Genomic DNA, 24187 nt, shown 5'->3' on the forward strand with positions numbered 1-24187 from the left:
TCTATCACTTTTATAGGCTAATTTAATTTTGTCTATTTTCCAATTAATAATCAGAAAATTATAGCACAATCAAGTTGATAGCACGGGTTTTATTAAATTGATTTTCAGTAAATTATTATAATAAATGGTTTCGCCCTATAAAGAAAGGCTGAAAATATCCTGATCGGTTAAAAACGGAAACTTATTTCTGAATTCAGTTAATAAATCTTTATCTAATTCGGCATAAATAAGATTATCCTTTAGAAGTGCTATTTCTGAACCATCTGCAAAGAAGCAATGAGAGGATCCGTTATAATGTAGCTTATTGCCGTCATCTCCTACACGATTAAGGCCAAAAACATAAGACTGATTTTCAATTGCTCTTGCTTTTAGCAGTGTATCCCAGGCATCTATTCGGGAAGATGGCCAACTGGCAACATTCAGGATCAGATCGTAATTTTCCGTATTTCTTACAAAAACAGGAAAGCGAAGATCATAACAAACCTGCAAACAGATTTTCCAGCCTATATATTCAATAACTATTTTTTCTGTTCCCGGTGTATAAAACTGATCCTCTTTTGCATAGGAAAAAAGATGTCTTTTATCATAATGATTTACTGTTCCATCTTTTTCTATAAAATAAAAACGATTGTAGAATTTACCATTCTCTTTTACAGCAACACTTCCGCCTACAGCAATATTGTTATCTACAGCTAAAGATGTCATCCAGTTCAGAACTTCACCATCCTGATCGGCAATTTCTTCTATATCCATACAGAAGCCTGTAGCAAACATTTCAGGGAGAAGAAAAATATCAGGTTTATCTTCTTTTGGCAAAAGATTTTCGATTATTTCAAAATTCTTAACTTTATTTTTCCATTGAATATCATGCTGTAAGCCTAATATTTTTAAATTTTTCATAAACAGTAAGAATAAATTTATTAAAATTGCGTTAGTAAAGTTATTGATAATAAAGGAATATAAGATTATTTTATGAAAAAGGTATTGTTTTCTATAATAGGAGTGTTTGCTATTCAGATGACCAGTGCTCAGGCTTGGAATGGGCAAGGTGACCAAAAAATACAAGCAGGCATGAATGTATGGGGAAAAGGAAGTTTTGGTGTTAAAGGGTCTTATGATTACGGAATTGCTGATGCAATCTCTATAGGTGCCGGAGTTGGTATTTATTCTGAAGGTAAAACGGTTGACGGAAATAAAAAAACAGCGATATCTGTATATGCACGCGCAAATTACCATCTGAAGGATGTATTGGAACTTCCGGATAAATTCGATATTTATCCAGGTATAACAATGGGAGTTCTTGGTGATACATTTGATTTTGGAGCACATATAGGATTCAGATATTTCTTTACACCTACGATCGGAGCTTTTGCTGAAGTAGGTAACAGAGGTGGGATCGGTGTAGTATTCAACCTGAAATAATAAAAAGAAAAGTAAAAACAAATAAATATAAACTATTGACGATTATGAAAAATTTATTGAAATCTTTATTTGCTGTTGTTTTTTTAGCAATTGGAGCAACTCAGGCAAAGGCACAGATCTACAAAACGAGCTTAGGGCTTTCTGTAGATTTTGGAGATGGATCTACTTTGGTAGGACCAGCTGTAAAGCACTTCTTCGACGCTAACAATGCCGGACAGGCAGAAGTAGTATTTGGTAACCACGTTACTATGCTACAGGCAATGTACTCTTACAACAAAGGTATTTCCGGAGCTAAAGGTCTTAACTGGTATTTAGGTATCGGACCGGCTTTAGGTTTTGTTAAAGGTGGAGATACTCAGTTTGCAATCCGTCCGATGGCAGGCTTAGAGTACAAGATTAACGGAGCACCTATTGCATTTTCATTCGACTGGAGACCAGCATTCTGGCTTTCAAATGGTGGAGATTCTAATGTAGGTAGATTCGGATTTGGATTCAAGTTTACATTGTAATCCATAAACATTAAAAAATAGTACAGTTGCCTTATTATAAGGCAACTTTTTTATTTCCCACAGGCTCGAATATTATTCCTATTTTTGCAATTCAAATATTACAAATGGAGTTATTTAATCAGATATTTCAATTCGTTTTAAGTATATCAATCTTAGTGATCCTACACGAATTAGGACACTTTATCCCGGCTAAGCTTTTCAAGACCAAAGTTGAAAAGTTTTATCTGTTCTTTGACCCCTGGTTTTCTCTTGTAAAGAAGAAGATCGGAGAAACTGAGTATGGAATAGGCTGGCTTCCTTTCGGTGGTTATGTGAAAATTGCCGGAATGGTAGACGAAAGTATGGATACTGAACAATTGAAGAAACCTGCTGAACCATGGGAGTTCAGATCTAAACCGGCTTGGCAGCGTCTTATTATCATGCTTGGCGGTGTAACTGTTAACTTCTTTTTGGCCTGGTTAATATACTCTTGTCTTTCCTTCTTTAATGGGGAGACTTACCATGATAATGCTAAATTCGAGAATGGTATAGCCGTTTCCGAAGAAGGCCGTAAAATGGGACTAGAAACAGGTGATAAAATCCTTAAAATAGACGGAAAGCCTGCCGAGAGAATGGAAACGTCTATGATCAATATGTTGTTTGCGAATGAGGCTACAGTATTGCGTAATGGAAAAGAAGTTACTTTCCCTGTTAATGAGAACGGAGTTGCTGAAGTTATTAAATCCAACGAGGCAAAAGCTTATTTCTCCCCAAGATTTCCTGCTGTTATAGATTCTATTGCACCTAATATGGGAGCACAGAAGGCAGGATTATTAAAAGGTGATAAGATTGTCTCTGTAAATGGAAAGCCCGCACTTTTCTTTGATGAAATTTCGGGAGAGGTAACTGCGAATAAAAATAAAACCGTTACCATCGGAGTAGAAAGAAATGGTGAAAAGCTGGAACTTCCGGTAAATGTAGATGCTAAAGGAAAAATAGGCTTTACACCAGATATTAAAGTAATGATGGCTTCTTTTGAAAAAACTAGTGTAACAAAAGAATATGGATTTCTTCAGGCTATTCCGAGAGGGTTTACCAGAACCATAGATGTACTGGTAATGCAGATAAAGCAGTTTAAAATTATCTTTAATCAGAAAACAAAAGGCTATACTAAAGTTTCCGGACCAATTGGTATTATAAAGCAAATGCCTGCACAGATTGACTGGGTTGCATTCTGGTCGTTTACGGCAATGTTCTCTGTATGGTTAGCATTCCTTAACCTTATTCCTATTCCAGGATTGGATGGAGGGCATGTTTTATTTACACTGTGGGAAATGGTAACAGGGAAGCCCGTTCCACAGAAAGTATTAGAAAATGCACAGATGATAGGGGTGATATTCCTGTTAGGGCTTATGATTCTTATATTCGGCAGTGATATTTATAAGCTGATTTTCAATTGATAGAGATTTTATTGCAAAAAAATGTAAAAAAATATTTGCAGTGAATATAAAATGTGTGTATATTTGCACCACTTAAAACAAAGGACATTCCTCCTTAGCTCAGTTGGTTAGAGCATCTGACTGTTAATCAGAGGGTCGCTGGTTCGAGCCCAGCAGGAGGAGCGCTGAAAACGAGACACTTACAGAAATGTGAGTGTCTTTTTTTATATTTGTCACGAACATTTCACGAACAAAAGTATTTTATTTTAATGCTATTTTTGTGTAAGAATATTTTAGTACGTTATCTATGACTAACTTCTATATCGCAATATATATTCTAATGGTAACCTTTACAATCATTGTCCCCTTATATCTTGCAGGGCGGCTTTGGTTTGCGTTCAGTCCGTTTGCGATAAACTATTACTCCAAGGAAAAGGCAAACTGGTATAACGAGTGGAACACCCAGCGGTTTTTAATCGTTTTGAATTTATTTTTGGTTTCATTGTCGCTTTCCTTTTTCTGGGGCGGGAAAATACTGGAAGATATCCATGCCGAGAAGATCGACTTTACCCAAATCCTATTCTATATCATTCTTCAAATTCTCGCCGTAATACTGTTCGAGGTAAAAATGGAACACCCATTTAAGCCAATTCAGGCATTCAAAAAATTCAAGAAAAACAGTTATAGCGAAAGGTTTGAGTTCCGAGAAAAGCAAGACACGGCAGATAAAATAGAACACCATTCCAATGAGTTAAAAAGAGAATTTTTGAAAGTTGGCACTAAGATTTCAAACGAATTAAATAATCAACAAATCATTTTATCTGAAACCAACGAACTCGCAAAACACAACAATAATATCCTACAGGAATCCGATTTTGCTTTTGAAATAAAAAAGAATCCGAATATGGTCATTGATGACATTTTGCGGGATTATTTTATTTCTAAAGATTCCGAGAGGGTTTTATCGGACTTTTTACTGCGGAAGAAAAACTCTGGAAAGATTCTGTTTACAAAGCCTGCAAGGAACGGCGTGAGCGTACAGCCTATTTTGGACTTTTTATCGGCCTTTACTAATGTTATGGAAAGTTGTAAATCCGGCACAATAACCCAAGCCGAAACCTGCAAAATTATCAACGCCGTCACCTCGGCAAAAGACAGGCTCGGAAATATCGCAGAAGAGCCAATAAACAGCAGGAACCTCTCAAAATATCTTTCCAACAGCGATGTTCAGGATGATATATAGTCTAAAATCCAAAAAAACATTTTCTCTTTAAAAATCATATTTGTTTGATAACCATAATTATAAAGGCGACAGTTAGTCGCTTTTAATGGTTTATTGACTAAACCATTATCAAACAAAACCTCCTATTGAACGCACATTTCTTTAGGTTGTTTTATTTTACAAAAAACTTTTTAAGTCGCTTTTAGGCGGCTATTTCTTTGGGAAATATCTTGGCCTCAACAAAATTCAACGAAATGAAAGACCAAGAAAGACTAGCTGCGCTAGAAAGCCAAATGTCCACTTTGGTAAACTCGCAAAAAGAGTTTACCTCGAAGGCGCTACAGATGCTCGCCCTCAGAACCAAGAACATCTATTCTAAGGAAGAGGCCGCGCTGTTCCTCAACCTGGATCCGGACTATCTCTACCAACTCAAACACCACGGCAAATTGAAGGCCTACAAAAAGAAGGGGCAAAAGAAAATCTACTTTCGCAAAGAGGACCTGGAAGCTTATCTTCTGGGGGATAATGTGGAGGAAATACAAAATGATGACTACGATGCATTCGAGCAGGAAATTCTGGAGCGATGGAAGAAATAACCAACAAGCCGGCTGAAGAGCAAAAAATCCCAGTACTCTACCAAACCGCTTCCGAGACCACTACCATTTTCGATATGGTGATGAAGTATCTTGAAAGCAAGTATGACCTTCGCTTTAACGCCATCGCCCTGGAGATAGAAATATCGCTCAAGGGAAAGGATGACTGGACAGAGCTAAACATCAACTCCCTGCTGATAGAACTCGTACAGGCCGGGATGCAGATCACCATGCAGAAGTTGGAGATCCTCGTACGGAGCCACCTGATAAAGAGATACAACCCGATAGCGGAATACTTTAAAAAACTCGCGGGCTGGGACGGCGAAGACCATATCCGGAAGCTGGCGGGATTTGTTCGGACCAACGACAGCGAAGCGTTCCACTACCATCTCGAGAAGTGGCTGACCCGCGCCGTGCTTTGCGCATTGAAGAAAGACTATGTCAACAAGCAGTGCCTCGTGCTGGCAAGCTCCAAACAGAACACGGGCAAAACCACCTTCCTGCGGTTCCTCATCCCAGACGGGCTCAGGGATTATTATTCCGAAAATGTCACGGTGGACAAGGACGGCATCATTGCTATCTGCAAAAATTTCATCCTCAATGCGGACGAGCTGGCCGTCCTGTCCAAATCGGATGTCAACACCCTGAAGTCCTTCATCTCGATGGGCGGCGCGAAAGTAAGGGTTCCGTATGGGAGAAAGCCGGAGAACATGGACAGGATATGTTCCTTTGTTGCCTCCACCAACAGAACAGATTTCCTTACCGACGAGACAGGAAGCGTAAGGTGGCTGGTTTTCGAAGTTTTAAGCATTGACTTCAATTATTCCAAGGAAATAGACATAGACAAGGTATGGGCGCAGGCGTACCACAATGCTTTTGAAAGAAAAAATTACCAACCGGAAATGACGCTCTCGGACATAGAGGCTAATGAGCTGAGAAACGAGCAGTTTTCCCAGCTTTCACTTGAGCAGGAAATCGTTTCCGCACACTTCGAGAAATCGAAGGACATCAAGGATTTTCTTACGGCGACGGACATCGTTGTGGCAATGAACAACGCCCTGAATTTAAGATTGAACAACATCAAGGTCGGAAAGGCGCTCACCAGGCTCAAGTATGAAAGAATCAAGCATCCGAAACTCCAGGTTTACGGCTACCTGATCCGAAGAAAGATTGACTGAAAGAAAGTTTAAATCATTGACATTCAATTTATCCTACCTACTTACCTAAGTGGACTTACAGAACTCATTTCCAAATTTTTATCAAGGTAATAAAATAGCTAAGACTTTACCTAAACTACCATAGTTAAAGAAGGGATCCAATTAACAGGTAACAACAAGGTAAGTCATTAATTGATATAACTAACTGATATTCAATATTTAGGTAGGCAGGTATGGAAAAACGGTGAAAATATAACTGGATATAAAGAAATAAATATTAAAAACACAAAAAATGAATTGCAAACAAGCCAACGAAAATATCAGTATCAGGGAAATATTGGAGAGTTTTTCTCTTTTCCCGAGCAAAGACAACCGAAGAACTGCTTTTTATCTTGCTTTTGACCGAGAAGAAAAAACACCAAGTCTTTCTGTGAATTTTGAAAAGAACACCGCATTTGATTTTGGAACAGGAGCGAAATACGATAATGTTTCCTTGGTTCAAGGCATCAAAAAATGTTCAGTTTCCGAAGCGTTGGAATATCTTAAGAGATTTGATTATTCACTTCCGACTAAAGAGGAAATAGAAACAAATAATTTCAAACCAAAATCAGGATATCAGATTTTCGAAATCAAGGAAGTTGAACATCCAAGTTTGATTGACTATTTAAAATCAAGAAAACTCGATTCACTGAAATCAGAGCTCAAAGAAATTCATTATGAACTCAACGGAAAAAATTATTTCGGTTTGGGCTTCAAAAACGATTCGGATGGGTATGAAATCAGGAATCCATACATCAAACTTTGCTTAGGTAAAAAAGACCTCACTTCGATAAATAATCAATCCAATATGTTAAGAATTTTTGAAGGATTTGCAGATTATCTGTCGTTCAAAATTTTGGAAAAATCACTCGAAAAGGAACCTTCGAATTACATCATTTTAAATTCCGTCACCATGATTTCAAAGGTCAAAAATCAACTCGAAAATTATAAAAATGTTGAACTCTTTTTGGACAATGACAGGACAGGAGATTCTGTGACCGAGATTCTGAAAAAACAAAATTCCAAAGTTTCGGACGAACGGATTTTATTCAAAAATCACAAAGACTTAAATGAGTTTTTACTCGGCACTAACCTGCGTAAAATAGATACAGGCATGGAAAATGAAGACCTGCGTAAAATAACTCCACGCAAAATTGGCAGATAGTTAGTGCAAAATCGGCAGATAGTTAGTGCAAAAAGTACCCAATGTTTACAACAAGCGTGGGGCTTGTCGTAAAAATCGGGCTTTTTGGTTTCCTCCTGTCGTCGGAAACACTTGTTTGGAAATGGAATTCAAGCCAGTAATTTAAAATCATAAAAAAATTAAACACAAAATAAACACAAGATGAAAAATGACTTTTTAAAACAGTTTGTCAGGCAGATTTCCGAGCAGCAAATTGCAAAGGTTGCAGAAGAAAAAAGAAAGAACCGCTTTCGCGAAATTGGTCGAAAGGGAGGTTTGAAAAAGAAGACGGCGAACCAATTTTCGAAGGTAGTCTCAGTTCGTTTTACCGAAAAGGAGTTTGAGAAAATTCAAAAGGAGGCTGACTTCTACAAACTCAAAATATCAAAATATTTAAGACTGGTTTCAACCGAAAAAGAACTCAAAATAAACGAGTTTCAAACCGACGCGGTTCTGTTGAATTACGGCAACAATTTTATAAGGATATCCAATCTGCTCAGGAACAGAGAATGGAACGAGTTTGAAAACAAGAAAGAGATCCTTGAAGAAATTCACACCGTCACCAAATTAATCAGAGAATTCCTCTACCAACAAATCATCAAGCATGAACAATTCGGCAACGACGAGGAGGATCAGTAAGATCGCGATTGAATACAATGGCAATGACAAAGGCACGGCGGAATGTATTTATTCCAACAACCTGCTTTCAACAATGCCGGAGGAAAGATTTGAAGAGATGAAGATTGTCGCCGAGAGAAATCCGAATTTAAAGAAATGGGCTCTCACAGGTTACATTTCTCCGGCAAAGGAAATTGGAGACATACTGACCAACGACGAATTGAAGGAACTGGCTTTAAAATCATTGAAAGATGTGGGACTTACAGAAAATAACCAAATCGTCTTGGATGTCCACAATTCCACGAAGCAGAAACATATCCACTTCATCGTGAACCGCATAGATGTTTATGGTAAATGCACGGTAAAATCTGCCAATGTCGGGAAACGCTTCGGTGAATCAGTGAGAAATGTTTGCAAAGAGATGAACCTGAAAACAGATGTGGAAATAGGGAAAGAGAAAAAGCAGCAGATGCTGAAAATCCTGCAAAACTGTCTGAAGGTCTCAAGAAATTTTGACGACTTGGTGGATTATATGCGGAGATGTGGTTACAGAGTGACGCTCTCGCAGAATGTGAAGGACGGTATTTCGGGGATGCGGATTGTTAGATTAAAGGACATCAACGACCAAACCCAGAGGCAGTACCATCCAGGTTACAAACTTTCGGAGATCACCAGCAAACTGAAGATTAAGGACATCAAAGAAATCCTAAACCGGAATGCGGAAAACCACCAGTCGGCAATTTTCAGTCAGAGTAATCCGCAAACGAATGAAATAAAACATCCGGAAAAATCAGGGCTCAAGGAGATTGAGAATGCCGTGAAGGAACTGCTCAAACCGAGCTACGCACAGGCGGCAGACGATGAATTGCTGAGGAAGAGAAAAAGAAGGCGATAGGTTTAAAAAACATCAATAAAAAAAAGAAAATGAATAACAACGAATTTAACAACCATGACATGAATACAGAAAATTATTCTTCACAAGATGCAGGCATCGAACTTTTGCACCGCGTCATAGAAAGCAATAAGGCGGTAGAAATTTCGGGGAAGGCGATTTTCCACATGTACTGCGATATCAAGGAGGATGTGAAGAAAATCCAAGAACTGGCACATCAAGAAAATCTAAAACGGCAGGAATTGCTTAAATCCATCCCCAACAATATTATCGCGGAATTATCTCCGGACGTTATAAAGCATCTGGAAAAATTCCATCAGAAATCAGATACAGTTAAATATTGGTTTTTCGGAATCCTGCCTATATTGCTGGTTGCATTTTTTATTTTATCAGCAACTGTTTATCTCGGAAAAATCTGGTACAGCGAAAGCATCCGCACCAAGACCGAGGTTCGAGAGGAAATCCTGGAGGAGATCAAGGATGAAAACAAGGCGATTTATGAAACAGAGCAAGTAAAACAGCTGGAGCACAATACCGCACTAATGAAAAAATGGATGAAGAAAAATCCAAAGGACGCAGAAAAGTTTTTGAAGTTTAAGGAGGGGTATGAGAGTAGGTAGACTAAAAATTATTTGTCCAGTTTTTTATTAAAAAACTGGACATTTATTGACGTATTTATTACAGTTTGCTAAGAGTAACATTGTGAATAATTTAGGAAAAATAAATTTCGTTTTAAGGAAGTAGTTTAGCTTCTAAAATAATTCCCTATCTTTGTGCTGTTTACTTACAATGGTCGGAAATTTTAAAATACTGTTGCTTTCCCTTACACTCGCGTTATTTCTGGCGCCAGGGATTTCTCAGGCTTGCAGTACAAAGGAGAAGCAGGTTATTAAAACCGCGACCAGTTCGCAAACTTTCATAAAACAGTCATTCGCACAGATACAGCCGTCTTGCGACAGCGGCGATTGCAAAGAAGAATGCTGTCACCCAAAATCACACAATTGTCAAACCGATGGATGCTCAGGAAATTGCAGCGGTAACCTTTGCAGCACTGCTCAGTATACCATTCTAGCAGACAGCAAATTTTTAGAGGATTCTAAAAACGAAGCGTCCGGTTACGATGACAAAAATTCTAATTTCTTTTATCAGAATCCCCATTACTCTGGTGGATTCCATACCATTTGGGAACCGCCCAAAATAGGTTAATCACTTTCTTTTACAGCCCGAATTGTGTCTGGTCGTGAAGTGTTTATGACACTTTCCGCAGATTATTTAGCGGTGCTGAATGTCCCTTCGAACTTCCACTTCTCGTTTAAGTAATCTTTTAGAAAAGAATGTTCTTTAAAGAACAACTTGAAGATCAGGATTTTCGTACACAGTCTCTCAAGACGGAGGCTCAAAATTAACCTTTAACGATAATTTAATGAAGAATATTCTTTTAGGAATACTGGCTTTTGTAGCAGTGTTCCTCGTTTCCTGCACCAATTCAAAAGCAGAAACTACCCAAATTACCAATGCACAGTTCAAGACCGGCGACATTGTTCCCCACGACCAGGTCTGTATGGTAAACAACGCCTACATGGGCAAAAAGCAGCTCGAAGTAAAGCATGACGGCAAAACCTACTACGGTTGCTGCGAAAACTGCAAACTCAGAATCCCGCAGGAAGAAAATGCTCGCATGGCGTATGATCCGATATCTCATCAACTCATCGATAAAGCAACCGCAATTATTGCAATCTCTGATAAAAATGATAATGTCGTGTACTTCGAAAATAAAGCAAACTACGAAGCCTTTTTTAATAATAAATAATCTTTAAACTTATAAAATAATGAAAACACTAGTATTCAGCCTTTTGGCAATCGGCACACTTGCACTCACTTCCTGCAAAGAGAATAAAGAACAGAAAAAAACCACTGAAACATCCATGCAGCACGATATGAGCATGATGTCTGACAGTTCAGCGATGGGCAATATGGCAACGGATAAAGAGGTAACCGTTACTGAAGCCAAAAAGTCTTCCGCTGATCTTACGGAGCTTTATTCCCATTACACTCACCTTACATTCGCTTTGTCCGGTGATGATGATAAAGAAGCGGTGAGTGCAGCCAAAGGGATCCTCGCTTCTTTTCCCAAAATAGACAAAAACGGTTTTTCTGCTGAACAGAAAAAAGAATTTGCTGACCTCGAATCAAGCATCAGTGAAAACGCCGAGCACATTGCAGATAACGCCGGAAAGATTGATCATCAGCGCGAACATCTGGATTTAATGAGCGCCGATTTTTACGACCTGCTGAAAGATTTCGGAACTCCAAAACCGGTGTACAAAGTATTTTGTCCAATGTATAACGATAACAAAGGCGCTTTTTGGCTTAGCGATTCACGTGAGGTGAAGAATCCTTATTTAGGCAAAGAAATGCTGTCATGTGGCGAGGTTCAGGAAGAAATTAAGTAAAACCGTACAGAATCATGATTCAAAATTTAATCAAACTGTCCCTCCGCAACAGGTATTTCGTTTTGCTGATTGCAATCGGCCTTTTTATCTGGGGTATTTTTGCGGTAAGGGACAATCCCATCGATGCCATTCCGGATCTGAGTGAGAACCAGGTCATCGTTTTTACGGAGTGGATGGGCAGAAGTCCCCAGATTATGGAAGATCAGGTGACTTTCCCTCTGGTAAGCAACCTTCAGGGCATTCCGAAAATTAAGAACATCCGGGCTTCCTCTATGTTTGGGATGAGTTTCGTGTATGTCATTTTCGAAGATAACGTAGATATTTATTGGGCCAGAACCCGGGTAATGGAACGCCTCAATTATGCGCAGCGTTTACTCCCACAAGATGTCACCCCTACGCTCGGACCGGATGGCACTGGTGTTGGTCACGTTTTCTGGTACCATTTGGATGCACCTAAAATGGATTTAGGAGACCAGCGCGCCCTCCAGGACTGGTACGTCAAGTTTGCCCTGCAGACGGTTCCCGGTGTGGCGGAAGTAGCCTCCTTTGGCGGCTTCGAAAAACAGTACCAACTCATTGTAGATCCTGTAAAACTCCAGTACTATAACGTATCCCTCATGGATGTCATGAACAAAGTGAAAGCCAACAATAATGATGTGGGCGGACGTAAATTTGAGATGGCCGATATGGCCTATATCATTCGCGGTCTTGGTTACATCAAGAACGTAGCCGATATCGAAGAAATCGCGGTGGGAAATTACAACGGTATTCCCGTGCGGGTGAAAGATATTGGCTCGGTACAAATGGGTGGAGATCTTCGGCTGGGTATTTTTGATGCGGACGGTGAAGGCGAAGTTGTGGGCGGTATCGTGGTGGCACGGTATGGCGAAAATGCGGATAAGGTCATCAACGATGTGAAAGAGAAAATGAAGGACGTTGAAAAAGGACTCCCTGAAGGCGTCACCTTCAAGACATCGTACGACCGCAGTACGCTGATTGAAGGGGCAATAGACAATATTAAAACCAAGTTGATTGAAGAAATTATCGTGGTGGCAATCATTGTTATTCTGTTCCTATTCCACTGGCGAAGTGCATTGAGCATCATCTTTCAGATTCCAGTCACCATTGCCATCAGTTTTATTCTGCTCAATGCGTTTGGACTTTCCTCCAATATCATGTCCCTTACAGGAATTGCGCTGGCAATTGGGGTGATCGTGGATAACGGAATTATCATGTCTGAAAATGCCTATAAAAATCTCTCCGATTGGCAGAACCATCAACAAAATAAAAACCCATAACAATGAAGACCAACTGGTTTAAAAATATATTCAGAAAAAAAGACAAAGAGAAAGACAGTTACGTTAAAATTCCCGAAGACATTCGGTTGAAGATTATCGAAAAATCATCCTTACAGGTATCCAGAGGGGTCTTTTTCTCTACGGTAATCATCGTGGTTTCTTTTCTCCCGGTATTTATGTTGACCGGTCAGGAAGGTAAACTTTTTCATCCGCTGGCGTACACTAAAACATTCATCCTGATTGTTGATGCAATCCTGGTGCTTACCCTTGCCCCGGTGCTCATCTCCTTTTTCATGAAGGGAAAATTTAAAGACGATAATAAAAACCCAATAAACAGTGGCTTGCAGCGGGTGTACGAACCCATCATTCGCTGGTGCATGGAATGGAAAAAAACAACGCTTGGCATTAATATTCTTGCTCTTTTGGTCAGCATCCCTTTAATTATGAATCTGGGACGCGAGTTTATGCCGCCTTTGGATGAAGGATCCCTGCTCTTTATGCCGGTTACCCTTCCCGATATTTCAAACTCTGAAGCCAAAAGATTACTGCAGGTACAGGATAAAATCATTAAGGGAATTCCGGAAGTGGATCATGTCCTCGGAAAAGCCGGAAGAGCCAACACGGCGACAGATAATTCACCCATCTCCATGATTGAAACCATTATTTTGTTGAAACCGCAAAGCGAATGGCGCGAGGGCAAAACAAAAGATGATCTCATCAATGAGCTGAATGCCAAACTGCAGATTCCAGGCGTAACCAATGGCTGGACCATGCCGATTTCCAACCGAATCAATATGCTTTCAACCGGGATCAGAACGGATGTGGGCGTAAAAGTATACGGACAGAACCTGGACAGTATTGCCGTCCTTTCAGAAAAGATTAAAAAGGAACTCACCGGTATTGAAGGAATAAAAGACATGTACGTAGAACCCATTACCGGCGGAAAATATGTGGACATTCAAGTGAAACGCGAAGAAATAGGAAGATACGGCCTAAGTGTGGATGATGTAAATGCCGTCGTGGAAAGTGCGCTCGGCGGAATGAAACTCACCACCACCGTGGAAGGCCGACAGCGCTTTTCGGTAAATGCCAGATACGGCCAGGATTTCAGAAATAATTTGGAATCTCTGAGAAGATTGCCCATGCAGACGATGGAATTTGGTTCCATTCCGCTAAGCGCAGTGGCTGACATTCGTCTTACAGAAGGACCACCAATGATCAATTCTGAAAATGCAATGTTGCGTGGAACTGTTCTATTCAACGTACGCGACCGGGATTTAGGCAGTACCGTAAAAGAAGCCCAGGCAAAACTCAATAACATGGTTAACAAAATGCCAAAAGGTTATTTCGTGGAATGGAGCGGTCAGTACGAAAACCTGATTCGGGGCGAGCAGACTTTAAAAATGATTATGCCCCTCGTATTAATAGTGATTTTCCTTTCGATGTATTTTGCGTTCAATTCTTACCGCGAAGCTTTCTTTAATCTCATCAGTATTCCTTTTGCCCTAATCGGGGGTGTCTTTATGATTTCGATTTGGGGAGTGAATCTCTCGGTAGCTGTAGCAGTGGGCTTTATTGCCCTGTTCGGACTTGCGGTGGAAACCGGAATCGTGATGGTAATTTACCTGAACGACGCTATGGTTCAGCTTATTGCAAAAAATGGCAACTCACGGGAGACCATTACCAATGAAGAACTTCGTGAATATGTGATCAACGGTGCAGCGAAAAGATTAAGACCTAAAATTATGACGGTTTGCGTGACCCTCTTCGGACTCGTTCCCATCCTGTGGAGCCACGGTGTGGGAAGTGACATGATGAAACCAATTGTATTGCCGATGGTTGGTGGTGTTTTCACTTCGGCCATTCACATCCTTTTGGTAACACCCATTATCTTTTATATGCAGAAGGAATGGGAGCTGAATAAACTGGGGAAAATTGACGTCCTCGACGCTTCCCATTAATCCTAAAATGATTACAAAATGAAAAAATTCATAATAACAGGAGTACTTGCTTTGCTCTGCACCACCAGTTATGCTCAGCGGATGCCGTTGCCGGCAGTAATGGACAGTATTGCAGCCAACAATCCTGTGGTTAAAATGTATAATGCGGAAGTCCGGTCAATGGACGCTGCGGCCAAAGGCGCAAGAAGCTGGATGGCGCCAACGGTGGGAGCAGGTCTTTTCATGACGCCCTATAATCCAAAACTCTGGCAGCGCGACGGCGATATGCTCGGTATGGGCTCAGTAGCAGTTTCGGTAGAACAGATGTTGCCCAACAGAAAGAAACTCGATGCCAACGAGAATCTGATGAAGGCAATGTCCTCTGTGGAAAAGGAAAAACTTTTTGCCGCCCTCAATGAAAACTTTCAGGATGCGAAAAAACTGTATTACAGTTCAATCGTCTTGGATAAAAAGCTGAAGGTCGTAAAGGAAAACGAAAAGATGCTGGATTTCATGATCAGAAACGCCGAAATCCGGTACAAAAACGGACTCAGTAAAATATCGGCCTATTACAAAGCAAAAGCTGCGCTTGGCAGTTCCAAAAACATGCAGCTCATGTACGAGAATGACCTTCGCGTCAACCGGATCCGGTTGAATGCCCTCATGGGAAGAGACGCGCTCGCACCGCTGGAGATTGAGCCCGAATACAACCTGAATGACTACTCTCTCGAGACTTTTGGTCAGGATCTCTTTTATCAGAACAGAAGTGATCTCCGCGGCATCGACCGGGAAATCAATATTGCCAAACTCAAACAGGATCTGGAAAAGCAGAATCTAAAGCCGGAATTTGGCGTAAAGTTCGAAAACATGTTCGGTTTTGGCGGCCAGCCCATGCAGTTTTCTCTGATGCTGATGGCAAAACTGCCTTTCGTATCCTGGGCTTCAGGCATGAATAAAGCCAATATTGAAAGCCTGAAACTGAAAGAAGAAGCCTTGCAGGCACAGAAAGAAATGATGGTGAACGAATACAGCGGAATGGCCTACGGAATGCGCAATGAGCTGGACCTGAATAAAAATCAGCTGAAACTCTATGAAGACACCATTATTCCGGCCTTAAAAAACAACTACAAATCCATGCAGTTGGGCTACGAGCAGAATACGGAAGAACTCTTCATGTTATATGACGCATGGGAACAGCTGAATATGGCCCAACTGGAATATTTCGAGATCCTTACCAAAGCACTGCAGACGCAAACTGAAATTGACCGCTTAATTGAAAGAAGATGAGAAAAATTATAATATTCACTATGCTTTTATTTGGTTTGACGGCGTGTGACAAAGTTAAGTTCTGGGAAGATAAGCACTCGGCAGAAGCTGCAATGCATGCTTATACCTGTCCGATGCACCCGGAAGTGATTTCAGACAAACCCGGCAAATGTCCCAAATGTGGGATGGATTTGGTCCTGAAAGATGCCCCTGAAAAAAAGGAAGAGGGGATTAAACTCGACGATCTGTTGAAACCAACCAATGAATTTGTAGTGTCGGAACAGCCCGTAATAAAAGTAAAAAGAGAAAACATACCCACCACGGTTGATGCTTTAGGGACGGTAGAATACGATACTCGACAGATTGGCAGTATTTCCTCACGCGTTGCGGGCCGTATCGAGAAACTCTATGTGCGGTATAAATACCAGAAAGTGTCGAAAGGGCAGCGTATTTTAGATATATACAGCCCGGAACTTTTAACCGCACAGCAAAACCTGCTCTTCGTTATTAAAAATGACCGCTCAAACAAAACAATGATCGATGCTTCACGCCAGAAACTCCTTCTTTTGGGAATGCCGGCTTCACAGATACAGAAAGTCATCCAGCGAGGGAAACCTGATCTCACAGTTCCGGTTTTCAGCAATTACAGCGGACACATTCAGCAGGCAGGATCGGCCGGAAGCATGGGGTCATCACCACAATCTGCACCCGCAATGGCTTCAAATACGGCAGCCACCGCTGAACTACCCCTAAAAGAGGGAATGTATCTCCAGAAAGGACAGAATATTTTCAGTGTCTACAATCCCAACAGAACCTGGGCCCTGATCAATATTTTCTCTGAAGACATTGCACTGGTCAGCAAAGGACAGTCAGTCATGATCATCCCTGAAGCCAATCCTGAAAATCGCTTCAAAGGAATCATCGGTTTTATTGAACCCTTTTTCAGGCAGGGCAGCAAAACCGTAACGGCGCGCGTCTATTTTGATAATTCCACCGCAAAAATTCCTGTCGGAAGTCAGGTTAAAGCGGAGATTATGAGCCACAACAGAATGGCAGATTGGCTGCCGAAATCAGCGGTGGTTTCTTTGGGGATTGATAAAATTGCGTTCAAAAAAGTTGAAGGCGGTTTTATTGCCCACAAGGTTGTTACCGGCGCGGTGGTAGGCGATAAAATTCAGATCGTCAGTGGTTTGCTTCCTGAAGATGGAGTTGCCGAAAATGCACAGTACCTGATGGACAGCGAAAGTTTCATAAAAATTAACAGATAAAAATTGATAAGATGAAATTTAATATTTTAATGCTGGCCTTGCTGGTTTTTCTTTACTCTTGTAAAAAGGAGGAAGATCCGCATGCCGGCCACGATATCTACTACACCTGTTCCATGCACCCGCAGGTAGTCTCCGATAAACCCGGAAAATGCCCCATTTGTCACATGGATTTGGTGCCTGTCGAGAAGAAAAAGAACGCGGATCCCAATGAAATCATCCTGAATGACGAGCAGGTTAAACTTGGGAATATCAAAACAGTCGCGCTATCTGATGGGTCTATGGCCGACAAACTTACCCTGACTGGAACACTCAATTTTAATCAGTACCAAATGCAGGCAGTAAGTTCCAGAGTAATGGGTAGAGTTGAACGGTTGTATTATAAAAACATTGGCGATTTTGTTCCGAAGGGGGCGCCGTTGGTCGATATTTACAGTGAAGAACTCAATAATGCAAAGCAGGAATATTTGCTGGCATTAGAAAGACGCAAGCTGTTCGTCGGTAATACTTCCATTGATTTTGATCAGTTGCTCCAAAGTTCCCGCAACAAGCTTTATTTATGGGGAATGTCCGAAAGCCAGATCAAACAACTGGAAAGATCAGGAAAAGCTACGCCTACCACTACCGTGTTCAGCAATGCAGCCGGTTACATCACCGATCTCAGCATTGCCGAAGGGGATTATCTTGCCGAAGGTGGCACCATCGTGAATCTGGCAGATCTTTCATCGCTGTGGGCGGAGGCGCAGGTCTATTCCTCTCAAATGGCTCTCCTTCAGAAAGACAGTAAAGTCACCGTATATATTCCCGATCTGGATAATTTGAAGATTAATGGGAAGATCGATTTCACAAACCCTGAAATAAGCGCCTCCAGCAGGATAAATCTGGTTCGCATTTCCGTGCCCAACAAAGGAAAGCTACTGAAACCCGGAATGCCGGTATATGTTCTGGTGGAAAACAAATCCCGCGATGGCCTTTCAATGCCTGTGGATGCGGTAATCAGGGATGGCAAATCTTCCACGGTGTGGGTGAAAACCGCGAAGAACACCTTCGTCAACAGAATGGTGGAAACGGGTCTCGAATATGAAGACAGAATAGAAATCACATCAGGAATTAAGGCGGGAGACGAAGTAGTGGTCTCCGGGGCCTACCTTCTGAACAGCGAATATATATTTAAGAAAGGGGCAGATCCCATGGCGGGTCACGATATGAGCACAATGTAATATGAGAAAATTGAATATCATAGGTTGGCTGTCGGTGATCGTGGTGGCGGTTGTATTAGCCATTTACTTCATACCGGTGGAGCGTAATGTCTCCACCGTTCCGGCAGGTCAAAGTTTTGAAAAAACCGAAAAGGTGCCCGCCAACGTGGCTGCAATCCTTAAAGTTTCCTGCTATGACTGTCATTCAAATAATACCCGTTATCCCTGGTATTCGGTATTACAGCCGGGCGCGTGGTTCATGGCCCGGCATATTAAAAAAGGCAAAGAAGAACTCAATTTTGATGAGTTCAATAACTATTCAAAAAGACGTAAAAAAGCAAAAATAAAAAGCATCATCAGCCAGATTGAGAAAGACGAAATGCCTTTAAAATCATACCGCATGATGCACGGAAACGCGAGATTATCAGCAGATAAAAAAAAAGAACTGTTAGATTTTTTTCGTGACAACGAATATAGTAAGTAACGCAGAACATAAGAAATGACGCTCGCCTGTGGTCTTTAGAGTATCAGAAATGGTCGTTTAGAATAAAAAAGGATCGGAAAAGACTGTGCTGTAGAATCAACAAAAATTAAAAACAACGTGATGAAATTAAATATTAAAAATATGGTTTGCAGCCGATGTCTCAAAGTGCTTAGGCAAGAGCTTGAACAACTGGGAATTAAGGTTTCATCAATTGAACTCGGGGTATTGGTAATCGACGAGATGGCTGGTAATCATACTGAAATCTTGGCGAAAATTGAAAGCGTTCTCCATACCAATAAATTTGAAATAATCCATAGTCCAGAGGAAGTGCTCGTCGAAAAAATTAAACATTTTTTGCTTTGTAAAATAGAAGAGCCCCCTCTCGATTCCACGGTAAACCTATCTCAAATTTTAAGCACGGAGTTCAACCACGAATATAAGTCACTGAGCAAGTTGTTCTCACACTTTGAAAATACAACGCTCGAAAAATATTTTATTAAATTAAAAATTGAGAAAGTAAAGCAACTTATTCAACTCAGGCAGTACACCTTTTCAGAAATAGGGCATCTCCTGGATTACAGCAGCGTCAACCACCTATCTAGACAGTTTAAAGAGATTACCGGAGAGAGCATGACTGAGTATAAAAATGCTGAACTAGCCAATCGAAGACCCTATGATGAAATTAGTTAACCTTAGAACTTAGGCGTATGAAATTATAAATAGGAAATAGTTGCGAAATAGAAACGGCAATCACAGGGACTTTTGCGCAACTCTCGATAAACTTCAGGTATAGTTTTGATGTTACTTGGCCTTTTTTTCAAAGCGAAATTATACAGAAACTAACGAAAATTATGCAGAACATCCGTTTAAGAAACTTGTACTTTTACAGTAGTAATTACAGCCAGCTCGCTTTCAAAAAACTATTTTATTGCAACACGAGTTTGGCCAAGTAAGGCTCACAGAACGTATTGTAAAACAGATAGTCGGAAAGTAACAATATATAAAAGAATAAAATCAAACAAAATGAAACAACAAATTGAAATAACAGGAATGTCCTGCGAAGGCTGCGTTAAAAATGTCGAAGAAGCGTTGAAAGAAATTTATGGCGTACAGAATGTAAAAGCGAGTCTGCATCCACCACGCGCAGTTATTGAAGCAGAGAAATCGATTAATACCGCGCAGTTAACGCAAGCCTTGGCGAAAGTAGGTTATAGTATTGCCGGCGCTTCCGTAGATGAGAATTTAAAAAAGTCTGGTGGCTCCTGTTGCTGTTGAAAAGTATGAACTGCGCGGGCAAGTATAATGTTAGTACGATGTGAACGATAACGGTAGAAATGCTCCGCTGAAAACTAAGTTAAAGAAGCAAATAAATTTTTTAAAAAAAATCAAAGTAGCCAGCAATAGCTTGCCTGATCAAACGCACTTATGATTGCGACAGGATCAGCGCAGGAACTGCATATTTATTGAAAAAACCAACCTATTTATTAACATAAAAACCAACAATTATGACAGGTTATCACACGTACCAAAGTTGTATTGAAGCATGTTTAAAATGTGCTGCAATATGTAATCACTGTGCTTCATCATGCACTGAGGAAGAAGATGTAAAAATGATGGCGAGATGCATTCAGTTAGACATGGAATGCGCAGCGATCTGCTATGCCTCAGCACAGTTAATGAGCCTCGGCAGCGACAAAGCAAAAGAAATTTGCCGCATTTGTGCCGACATCTGTGAAGCATGTGCTGCAGAATGTGAAAAACATGCACAACATGGAATGGATCATTGCCGTGAATGTGCAGAAGCTTGTAGAAAATGCGCCGAAGAATGCCGGAAAATGGCAGCGTAATTTAAAACGGGTGGTGATTTAAGAAGGCTCACGGTGTAGTAGTAAGCAACGATGGTAAATCAGTTTTTGTAACAAATACTTTAGATAATACCGTTTCTGTGATTGATGTGGCAAGTCAAAAAGTGATCCACACAATCCCGGTTGGCAAAGGCCCTAATGGAATAAGATATTGGTTTGAAACTGGTGGAATGCCATAAACAGAATATTAAAGGAAATCCACATCGGAAACCTTTTAATTTAATCGATAAGCTAAATATATATATTATGGAAAAAATAAGAGTTGCCATTAACGGATATGGTGTCATTGGCAAACGGGTTGCCGATGCAGTGCATTTGCAAGAAGATATGGAACTGGCAGGTGTATGCGATGTAATAACAGACTGGCGCATTCAAATGGCAGTATTGAAAAAATATCCCGTGTTTGCTTCCGATGACATGTTTAAAACAAAGATGAACGAAGCAGGCATAAATTCATCAGGCACGTTGAACGATCTGCTTGCATCCTCAGATATTATTGTGGATTGTACGCCCAAAAAAATTGCGGCTCAAAATATAGAGCTTTATAAAAAACTTGGTAAAAAGTTTATCTTACAAGGAGGTGAAAAGCATGAAGCAACCGGTCATTCCTTTAGTGCCGAAAATAATTATGCAACTGCAATTAACCTTGATGCTACAAGAGTAGTTTCCTGTAACACTACTTCCATTGTAAGAACACTAACCGCACTGAAGAATGCAGGCTTGCTCTTAAAAGCAAGAGGCACTTTACTTCGTCGTGCAACCGACCCATGGGAAAGCCATTTGACCGGGATTATGAATACCCTGGTTCCCGAAAAAGATATACCCAGCCATCAGGGACCCGATGCGCAATCTGTTGACCCCTCTTTTAACGTTATCACATCGGCAGTTAAAGTGCCGGAAACGTTAAGCCATCTACATTACTGGAATGTACAGTTGACCAGAAAAACCGATAAGGAAGAAGTTTTGGATGCGTTCAATAAATCTACCAGAATTGCAATGATTGAATACAGCGATGAGTTAGCAGCTAATAATACAGTTAAGGAATTAATGCTTGCAATAGGCCGCCCTTATGGAGATATGTATGAAGTAGCAGTGTGGAAAGATATGCTGAAAGTAGTTGGGGATGAGTTGTTTTATGCATACATAGTAGATAACCAGGCTATAGTAATCCCCGAAACTATCGACGCTATACGTGCATTGGCGGGAATAGAACCAGACGCTGAGAAGTCAATAAAAAAGACCAACGAAAGCCTTGGAGTAAAACAGAGTTTTTATTAGGAGTAAGCAAAAAGTAAATTATCAAATTAATAAAACGAAATGTTAAGGAAAATGGTTTTGTACCCTGCAAATATTTGTAAGACGCGCACTTCCGCAAATGCCTATTTCTAAAACAAATAGAAATTTAGGGATTAAATTAAAGTTTAAAAAAAAATGAAAATGAACGATAACATTGCAGACTTATTAGGCAAGAAGGCAGCCTTCTATTTGGATCACGTTTGCCAAAAAATTACAAAAGATGAACTGCTGACTCCAGGCAAATACAGTCTGGAAAAGGTCTTTGGCGATAGCAACAGAAACCCGCAGGTTCTGCGGAGTCTCGCTCAACTTTACGGTCAGGGTAATCTTGGCGGCACGGGTTATCTGAGCATTCTTCCTGTTGATCAGGGTATTGAGCATAGTGCTGTATACTCGTTTTATAAAAACCCCGACTATTTCGACCCTGAAAACATTTTAAAACTTGCACTCGAAGCCGGCTGTAACGGTGTGGCTTCTACCTTCGGCGGGTTAGCCTTGAATGCCCGAAAATATGCGCACAGAATCCCTTTCATTGTAAAGATTAATCACAATGAATTACTGAGCTTTCCAAATAAATATGACCAAACGCTATTTGGAAAAGTAAAAAACGCCTGGGATATGGGGGCAGTTGCCATAGGAGCAACCATCTATTTTGGTTCGGAAGAAAGCGACAGGCAGATCACAGAAATTTCCGAGGCGTTTGAGCATGCCCATCAGCTCGGTATGGCGACTATATTATGGTGCTATCTTCGAAATGAGGCATTTAAAACAGCAGATCAGGATTATCACTCCGCTGCGGATTTGACAGGACAAGCCAATCATATCGGAGTAACAATTCAAGCTGATATTATTAAACAAAAATTGCCGACAAATAATTTTGGATTCAAAAACATTAAGTTCGGTAAATACGATGACGCGATGTATGAGGCACTAACAACTCCCCACCCGATTGACCTCTGCAGGCTGCAGGTAGCGAACTGTTACATGGGCAAAATCGGATTAATTAACTCCGGTGGCGATTCAAAAGGTGAGTCAGATCTGCTTGAGGCCATTACAACAGCGGTCATCAACAAAAGAGCGGGCGGCACTGGACTGATTATGGGTCGGAAGGCATTTCAGCGCCCGTTTAAAGACGGTGTGAACTTGCTACAAAGGGTACAGAGTGTATATCTCGATAATAAGATAACAGTTGCCTAAAATAAGTTTCAACAAACTATCAGAAAATGAAGATTCCCATTAGCATCGTAAAAAAGTCCGGAGATATTGTCGCATTTGATGTCGAAAAACTCATTAATTCACTTAGGCGCGCGTCTGCTGGGGAAAACGTCATTCAGCAAATCGTTGGTGAGGTTCAGTCCAAGATTTACGAAGGCATGACCACCACAAAGATCTATAAAATTGCTTTTGATTTGTTAAAAAAATATTCCCGCGTAAGTGCTTCAAAATACAAACTCAAAAACGCACTCCTTGAATTGGGTCCCTCGGGTTTTCCTTTTGAAAAATTAGTTGGCAAACTGATGGCACATGAGGGATTTGCCACCGAGGTTGGGATCATTGTGCCAGGAAATTGCGTATCGCATGAGATAGATGTAATCGCACAGAAAGAAGATAATCATTATTTTATTGAGTGTAAATTTCATAGTGACCAAGGAAGGTTTTGCAATGTGAAAATTCCTTTATATGTCAATTCCAGATTTCTGGATGTAGAAAAACAGTGGAAAAAGCAAAAAAGTAATGAAGGAAAAATTTCTAAAGGAGGGGTGTATACCAATACAAGATTCACCACCGACGCGATACAATACGGTAAATGTGCAGGTTTACTGATGGCAAGTTGGGACTATCCTCTTGGTAACGGTTTAAAAGAGAGAATAGACATATCCGGGCTGCACCCATTAACCGCTTTAACGACCCTGACAAAAAACGAAAAAACAAAATTATTAGACATTGGATTAGTCCTTTGCAGAGAAATTTATGAACAACCGGATGTTTTAAACCAAATTGGAATTTCAAAACCGCGACACAAAAACATTATCGAAGACGCAAAAGAATTATGCACTCAACACTAAAT

The 24187-nt window shown here is 40.6% G+C and carries 26 protein-coding genes, 1 tRNA gene and 1 pseudogene; 27 read left to right on the forward strand and 1 reads right to left on the reverse strand.

Translation table 11 applies throughout. The features are described from left to right. Nucleotides 1-135: 135 nt before the first annotated feature. A complete protein-coding gene (locus AYC65_RS17670; protein ID WP_034871914.1) occupies nt 136-900 on the reverse strand; it encodes an amidohydrolase in 765 nt (254 codons plus the stop codon). Nucleotides 901-972: 72 nt separating this feature from the next. On the opposite strand from AYC65_RS17670, the gene AYC65_RS17675 reads away from it, so the two are divergent. The 27 genes and pseudogenes from AYC65_RS17675 (at nt 973) to AYC65_RS17805 (ending at nt 24185) form a co-directional block, all read left to right on the forward strand. Next, a complete protein-coding gene (locus AYC65_RS17675) occupies nt 973-1422 on the forward strand; it encodes a DUF6646 family protein (protein ID WP_034871912.1) in 450 nt (149 codons plus the stop codon). A gap of 44 nt (nt 1423-1466) precedes the next feature. Then, complete coding sequence (locus tag AYC65_RS17680) at nt 1467-1931, forward strand: hypothetical protein (protein WP_034871910.1); 465 nt, start codon at nt 1467-1469, stop codon at nt 1929-1931. 104 nt (nt 1932-2035) lie between these two features. After that, nucleotides 2036-3370, forward strand: a complete 1335-nt coding sequence (rseP, locus tag AYC65_RS17685; protein WP_034871908.1) for an RIP metalloprotease RseP — start codon at nt 2036-2038, stop codon at nt 3368-3370. An 88-nt stretch (nt 3371-3458) separates the two neighbouring features. After that, nucleotides 3459-3532, forward strand: a tRNA-Asn gene (locus AYC65_RS17690). Between the two features lie 157 nt (nt 3533-3689). Then, a complete protein-coding gene (locus AYC65_RS17695) occupies nt 3690-4592 on the forward strand; it encodes a hypothetical protein (RefSeq protein ID WP_131828173.1) in 903 nt (300 codons plus the stop codon). 233 nt (nt 4593-4825) lie between these two features. Further along, entirely contained in the window at nt 4826-5167 is a 342-nt protein-coding gene (locus AYC65_RS17700) for a helix-turn-helix domain-containing protein (protein ID WP_034871904.1), read from the forward strand. After that, the gene (locus AYC65_RS17705) at nt 5155-6342 is read left to right on the forward strand and encodes a VapE domain-containing protein (protein WP_052114812.1); all 1188 of its coding nucleotides are present in this window, start codon (nt 5155-5157) and stop codon (nt 6340-6342) included. The genes AYC65_RS17700 and AYC65_RS17705 overlap by 13 nt, the downstream gene beginning before the upstream one ends. A gap of 271 nt (nt 6343-6613) precedes the next feature. After that, nucleotides 6614-7525 (forward strand): toprim domain-containing protein, encoded by a 912-nt coding sequence (locus AYC65_RS17710; RefSeq protein WP_068801175.1) that lies wholly within the window; start codon nt 6614-6616, stop codon nt 7523-7525. 180 nt (nt 7526-7705) lie between these two features. Continuing rightward, complete coding sequence (locus tag AYC65_RS17715; protein WP_034871902.1) at nt 7706-8182, forward strand: plasmid mobilization protein; 477 nt, start codon at nt 7706-7708, stop codon at nt 8180-8182. After that, on the forward strand, nt 8148-9056 hold the full coding sequence (locus AYC65_RS17720) for a relaxase/mobilization nuclease domain-containing protein (RefSeq protein ID WP_034871901.1): 909 nt from the start codon (nt 8148-8150) through the stop codon (nt 9054-9056). The genes AYC65_RS17715 and AYC65_RS17720 overlap by 35 nt, the downstream gene beginning before the upstream one ends. Before the next feature lie 29 nt (nt 9057-9085). Then, nucleotides 9086-9673, forward strand: coding sequence for a hypothetical protein (locus tag AYC65_RS17725; protein WP_078674600.1), 588 nt, complete (start codon nt 9086-9088; stop codon nt 9671-9673). 169 nt (nt 9674-9842) lie between these two features. Beyond that, the gene (locus AYC65_RS17730) at nt 9843-10259 is read left to right on the forward strand and encodes a hypothetical protein (RefSeq protein WP_034871897.1); all 417 of its coding nucleotides are present in this window, start codon (nt 9843-9845) and stop codon (nt 10257-10259) included. 217 nt (nt 10260-10476) lie between these two features. Next, a complete protein-coding gene (locus tag AYC65_RS17735) occupies nt 10477-10863 on the forward strand; it encodes a hypothetical protein (protein WP_034871896.1) in 387 nt (128 codons plus the stop codon). 19 nt (nt 10864-10882) lie between these two features. After that, on the forward strand, nt 10883-11506 hold the full coding sequence (locus tag AYC65_RS17740) for a DUF3347 domain-containing protein (RefSeq protein ID WP_034871893.1): 624 nt from the start codon (nt 10883-10885) through the stop codon (nt 11504-11506). 14 nt (nt 11507-11520) lie between these two features. Beyond that, nucleotides 11521-12804, forward strand: a complete 1284-nt coding sequence (locus AYC65_RS21150) for an efflux RND transporter permease subunit (protein ID WP_034871892.1) — start codon at nt 11521-11523, stop codon at nt 12802-12804. A gap of 2 nt (nt 12805-12806) precedes the next feature. Further along, the gene (locus tag AYC65_RS21155) at nt 12807-14765 is read left to right on the forward strand and encodes an efflux RND transporter permease subunit (protein ID WP_034871890.1); all 1959 of its coding nucleotides are present in this window, start codon (nt 12807-12809) and stop codon (nt 14763-14765) included. Nucleotides 14766-14783: 18 nt separating this feature from the next. After that, complete coding sequence (locus AYC65_RS17755; RefSeq protein ID WP_034871888.1) at nt 14784-16031, forward strand: TolC family protein; 1248 nt, start codon at nt 14784-14786, stop codon at nt 16029-16031. Continuing rightward, a complete protein-coding gene (locus AYC65_RS17760) occupies nt 16028-17278 on the forward strand; it encodes a heavy metal-binding domain-containing protein (protein ID WP_234300384.1) in 1251 nt (416 codons plus the stop codon). Before AYC65_RS17755 ends, AYC65_RS17760 begins: the two co-directional genes overlap by 4 nt. A gap of 11 nt (nt 17279-17289) precedes the next feature. Further along, a complete protein-coding gene (locus AYC65_RS17765; protein ID WP_034871887.1) occupies nt 17290-18495 on the forward strand; it encodes an efflux RND transporter periplasmic adaptor subunit in 1206 nt (401 codons plus the stop codon). Nucleotide 18496: 1 nt separating this feature from the next. Then, nucleotides 18497-18958 (forward strand): heme-binding domain-containing protein, encoded by a 462-nt coding sequence (locus tag AYC65_RS17770; protein ID WP_034871885.1) that lies wholly within the window; start codon nt 18497-18499, stop codon nt 18956-18958. 120 nt (nt 18959-19078) lie between these two features. Further along, complete coding sequence (locus AYC65_RS17775) at nt 19079-19648, forward strand: helix-turn-helix domain-containing protein (protein ID WP_059333873.1); 570 nt, start codon at nt 19079-19081, stop codon at nt 19646-19648. 333 nt (nt 19649-19981) lie between these two features. Then, nucleotides 19982-20233 carry a heavy-metal-associated domain-containing protein gene (locus AYC65_RS17780; protein ID WP_052114811.1) on the forward strand — a complete coding sequence of 84 codons (252 nt, stop codon included), beginning with the start codon at nt 19982-19984 and terminating at the stop codon, nt 20231-20233. A gap of 230 nt (nt 20234-20463) precedes the next feature. Continuing rightward, the gene (locus AYC65_RS21275) at nt 20464-20805 is read left to right on the forward strand and encodes a four-helix bundle copper-binding protein (RefSeq protein WP_059333872.1); all 342 of its coding nucleotides are present in this window, start codon (nt 20464-20466) and stop codon (nt 20803-20805) included. Between the two features lie 47 nt (nt 20806-20852). Continuing rightward, nucleotides 20853-21002 (forward strand): annotated as a pseudogene (locus AYC65_RS21270) (YVTN family beta-propeller repeat protein); the annotation flags it as partial. Nucleotides 21003-21069: 67 nt separating this feature from the next. Beyond that, on the forward strand, nt 21070-22101 hold the full coding sequence (locus AYC65_RS17795; RefSeq protein ID WP_034871882.1) for a type II glyceraldehyde-3-phosphate dehydrogenase: 1032 nt from the start codon (nt 21070-21072) through the stop codon (nt 22099-22101). 153 nt (nt 22102-22254) lie between these two features. Continuing rightward, nucleotides 22255-23316 (forward strand): class I fructose-bisphosphate aldolase, encoded by a 1062-nt coding sequence (locus AYC65_RS17800; protein ID WP_034871880.1) that lies wholly within the window; start codon nt 22255-22257, stop codon nt 23314-23316. Between the two features lie 26 nt (nt 23317-23342). After that, on the forward strand, nt 23343-24185 hold the full coding sequence (locus tag AYC65_RS17805) for an ATP cone domain-containing protein (protein WP_034871878.1): 843 nt from the start codon (nt 23343-23345) through the stop codon (nt 24183-24185). Nucleotides 24186-24187 lie beyond the last annotated feature (2 nt).

This window comes from Elizabethkingia bruuniana, assembly GCF_002024805.1.
In the GTDB taxonomy this organism is placed as follows: Bacteria; Bacteroidota; Bacteroidia; order Flavobacteriales; family Weeksellaceae; genus Elizabethkingia; species Elizabethkingia bruuniana.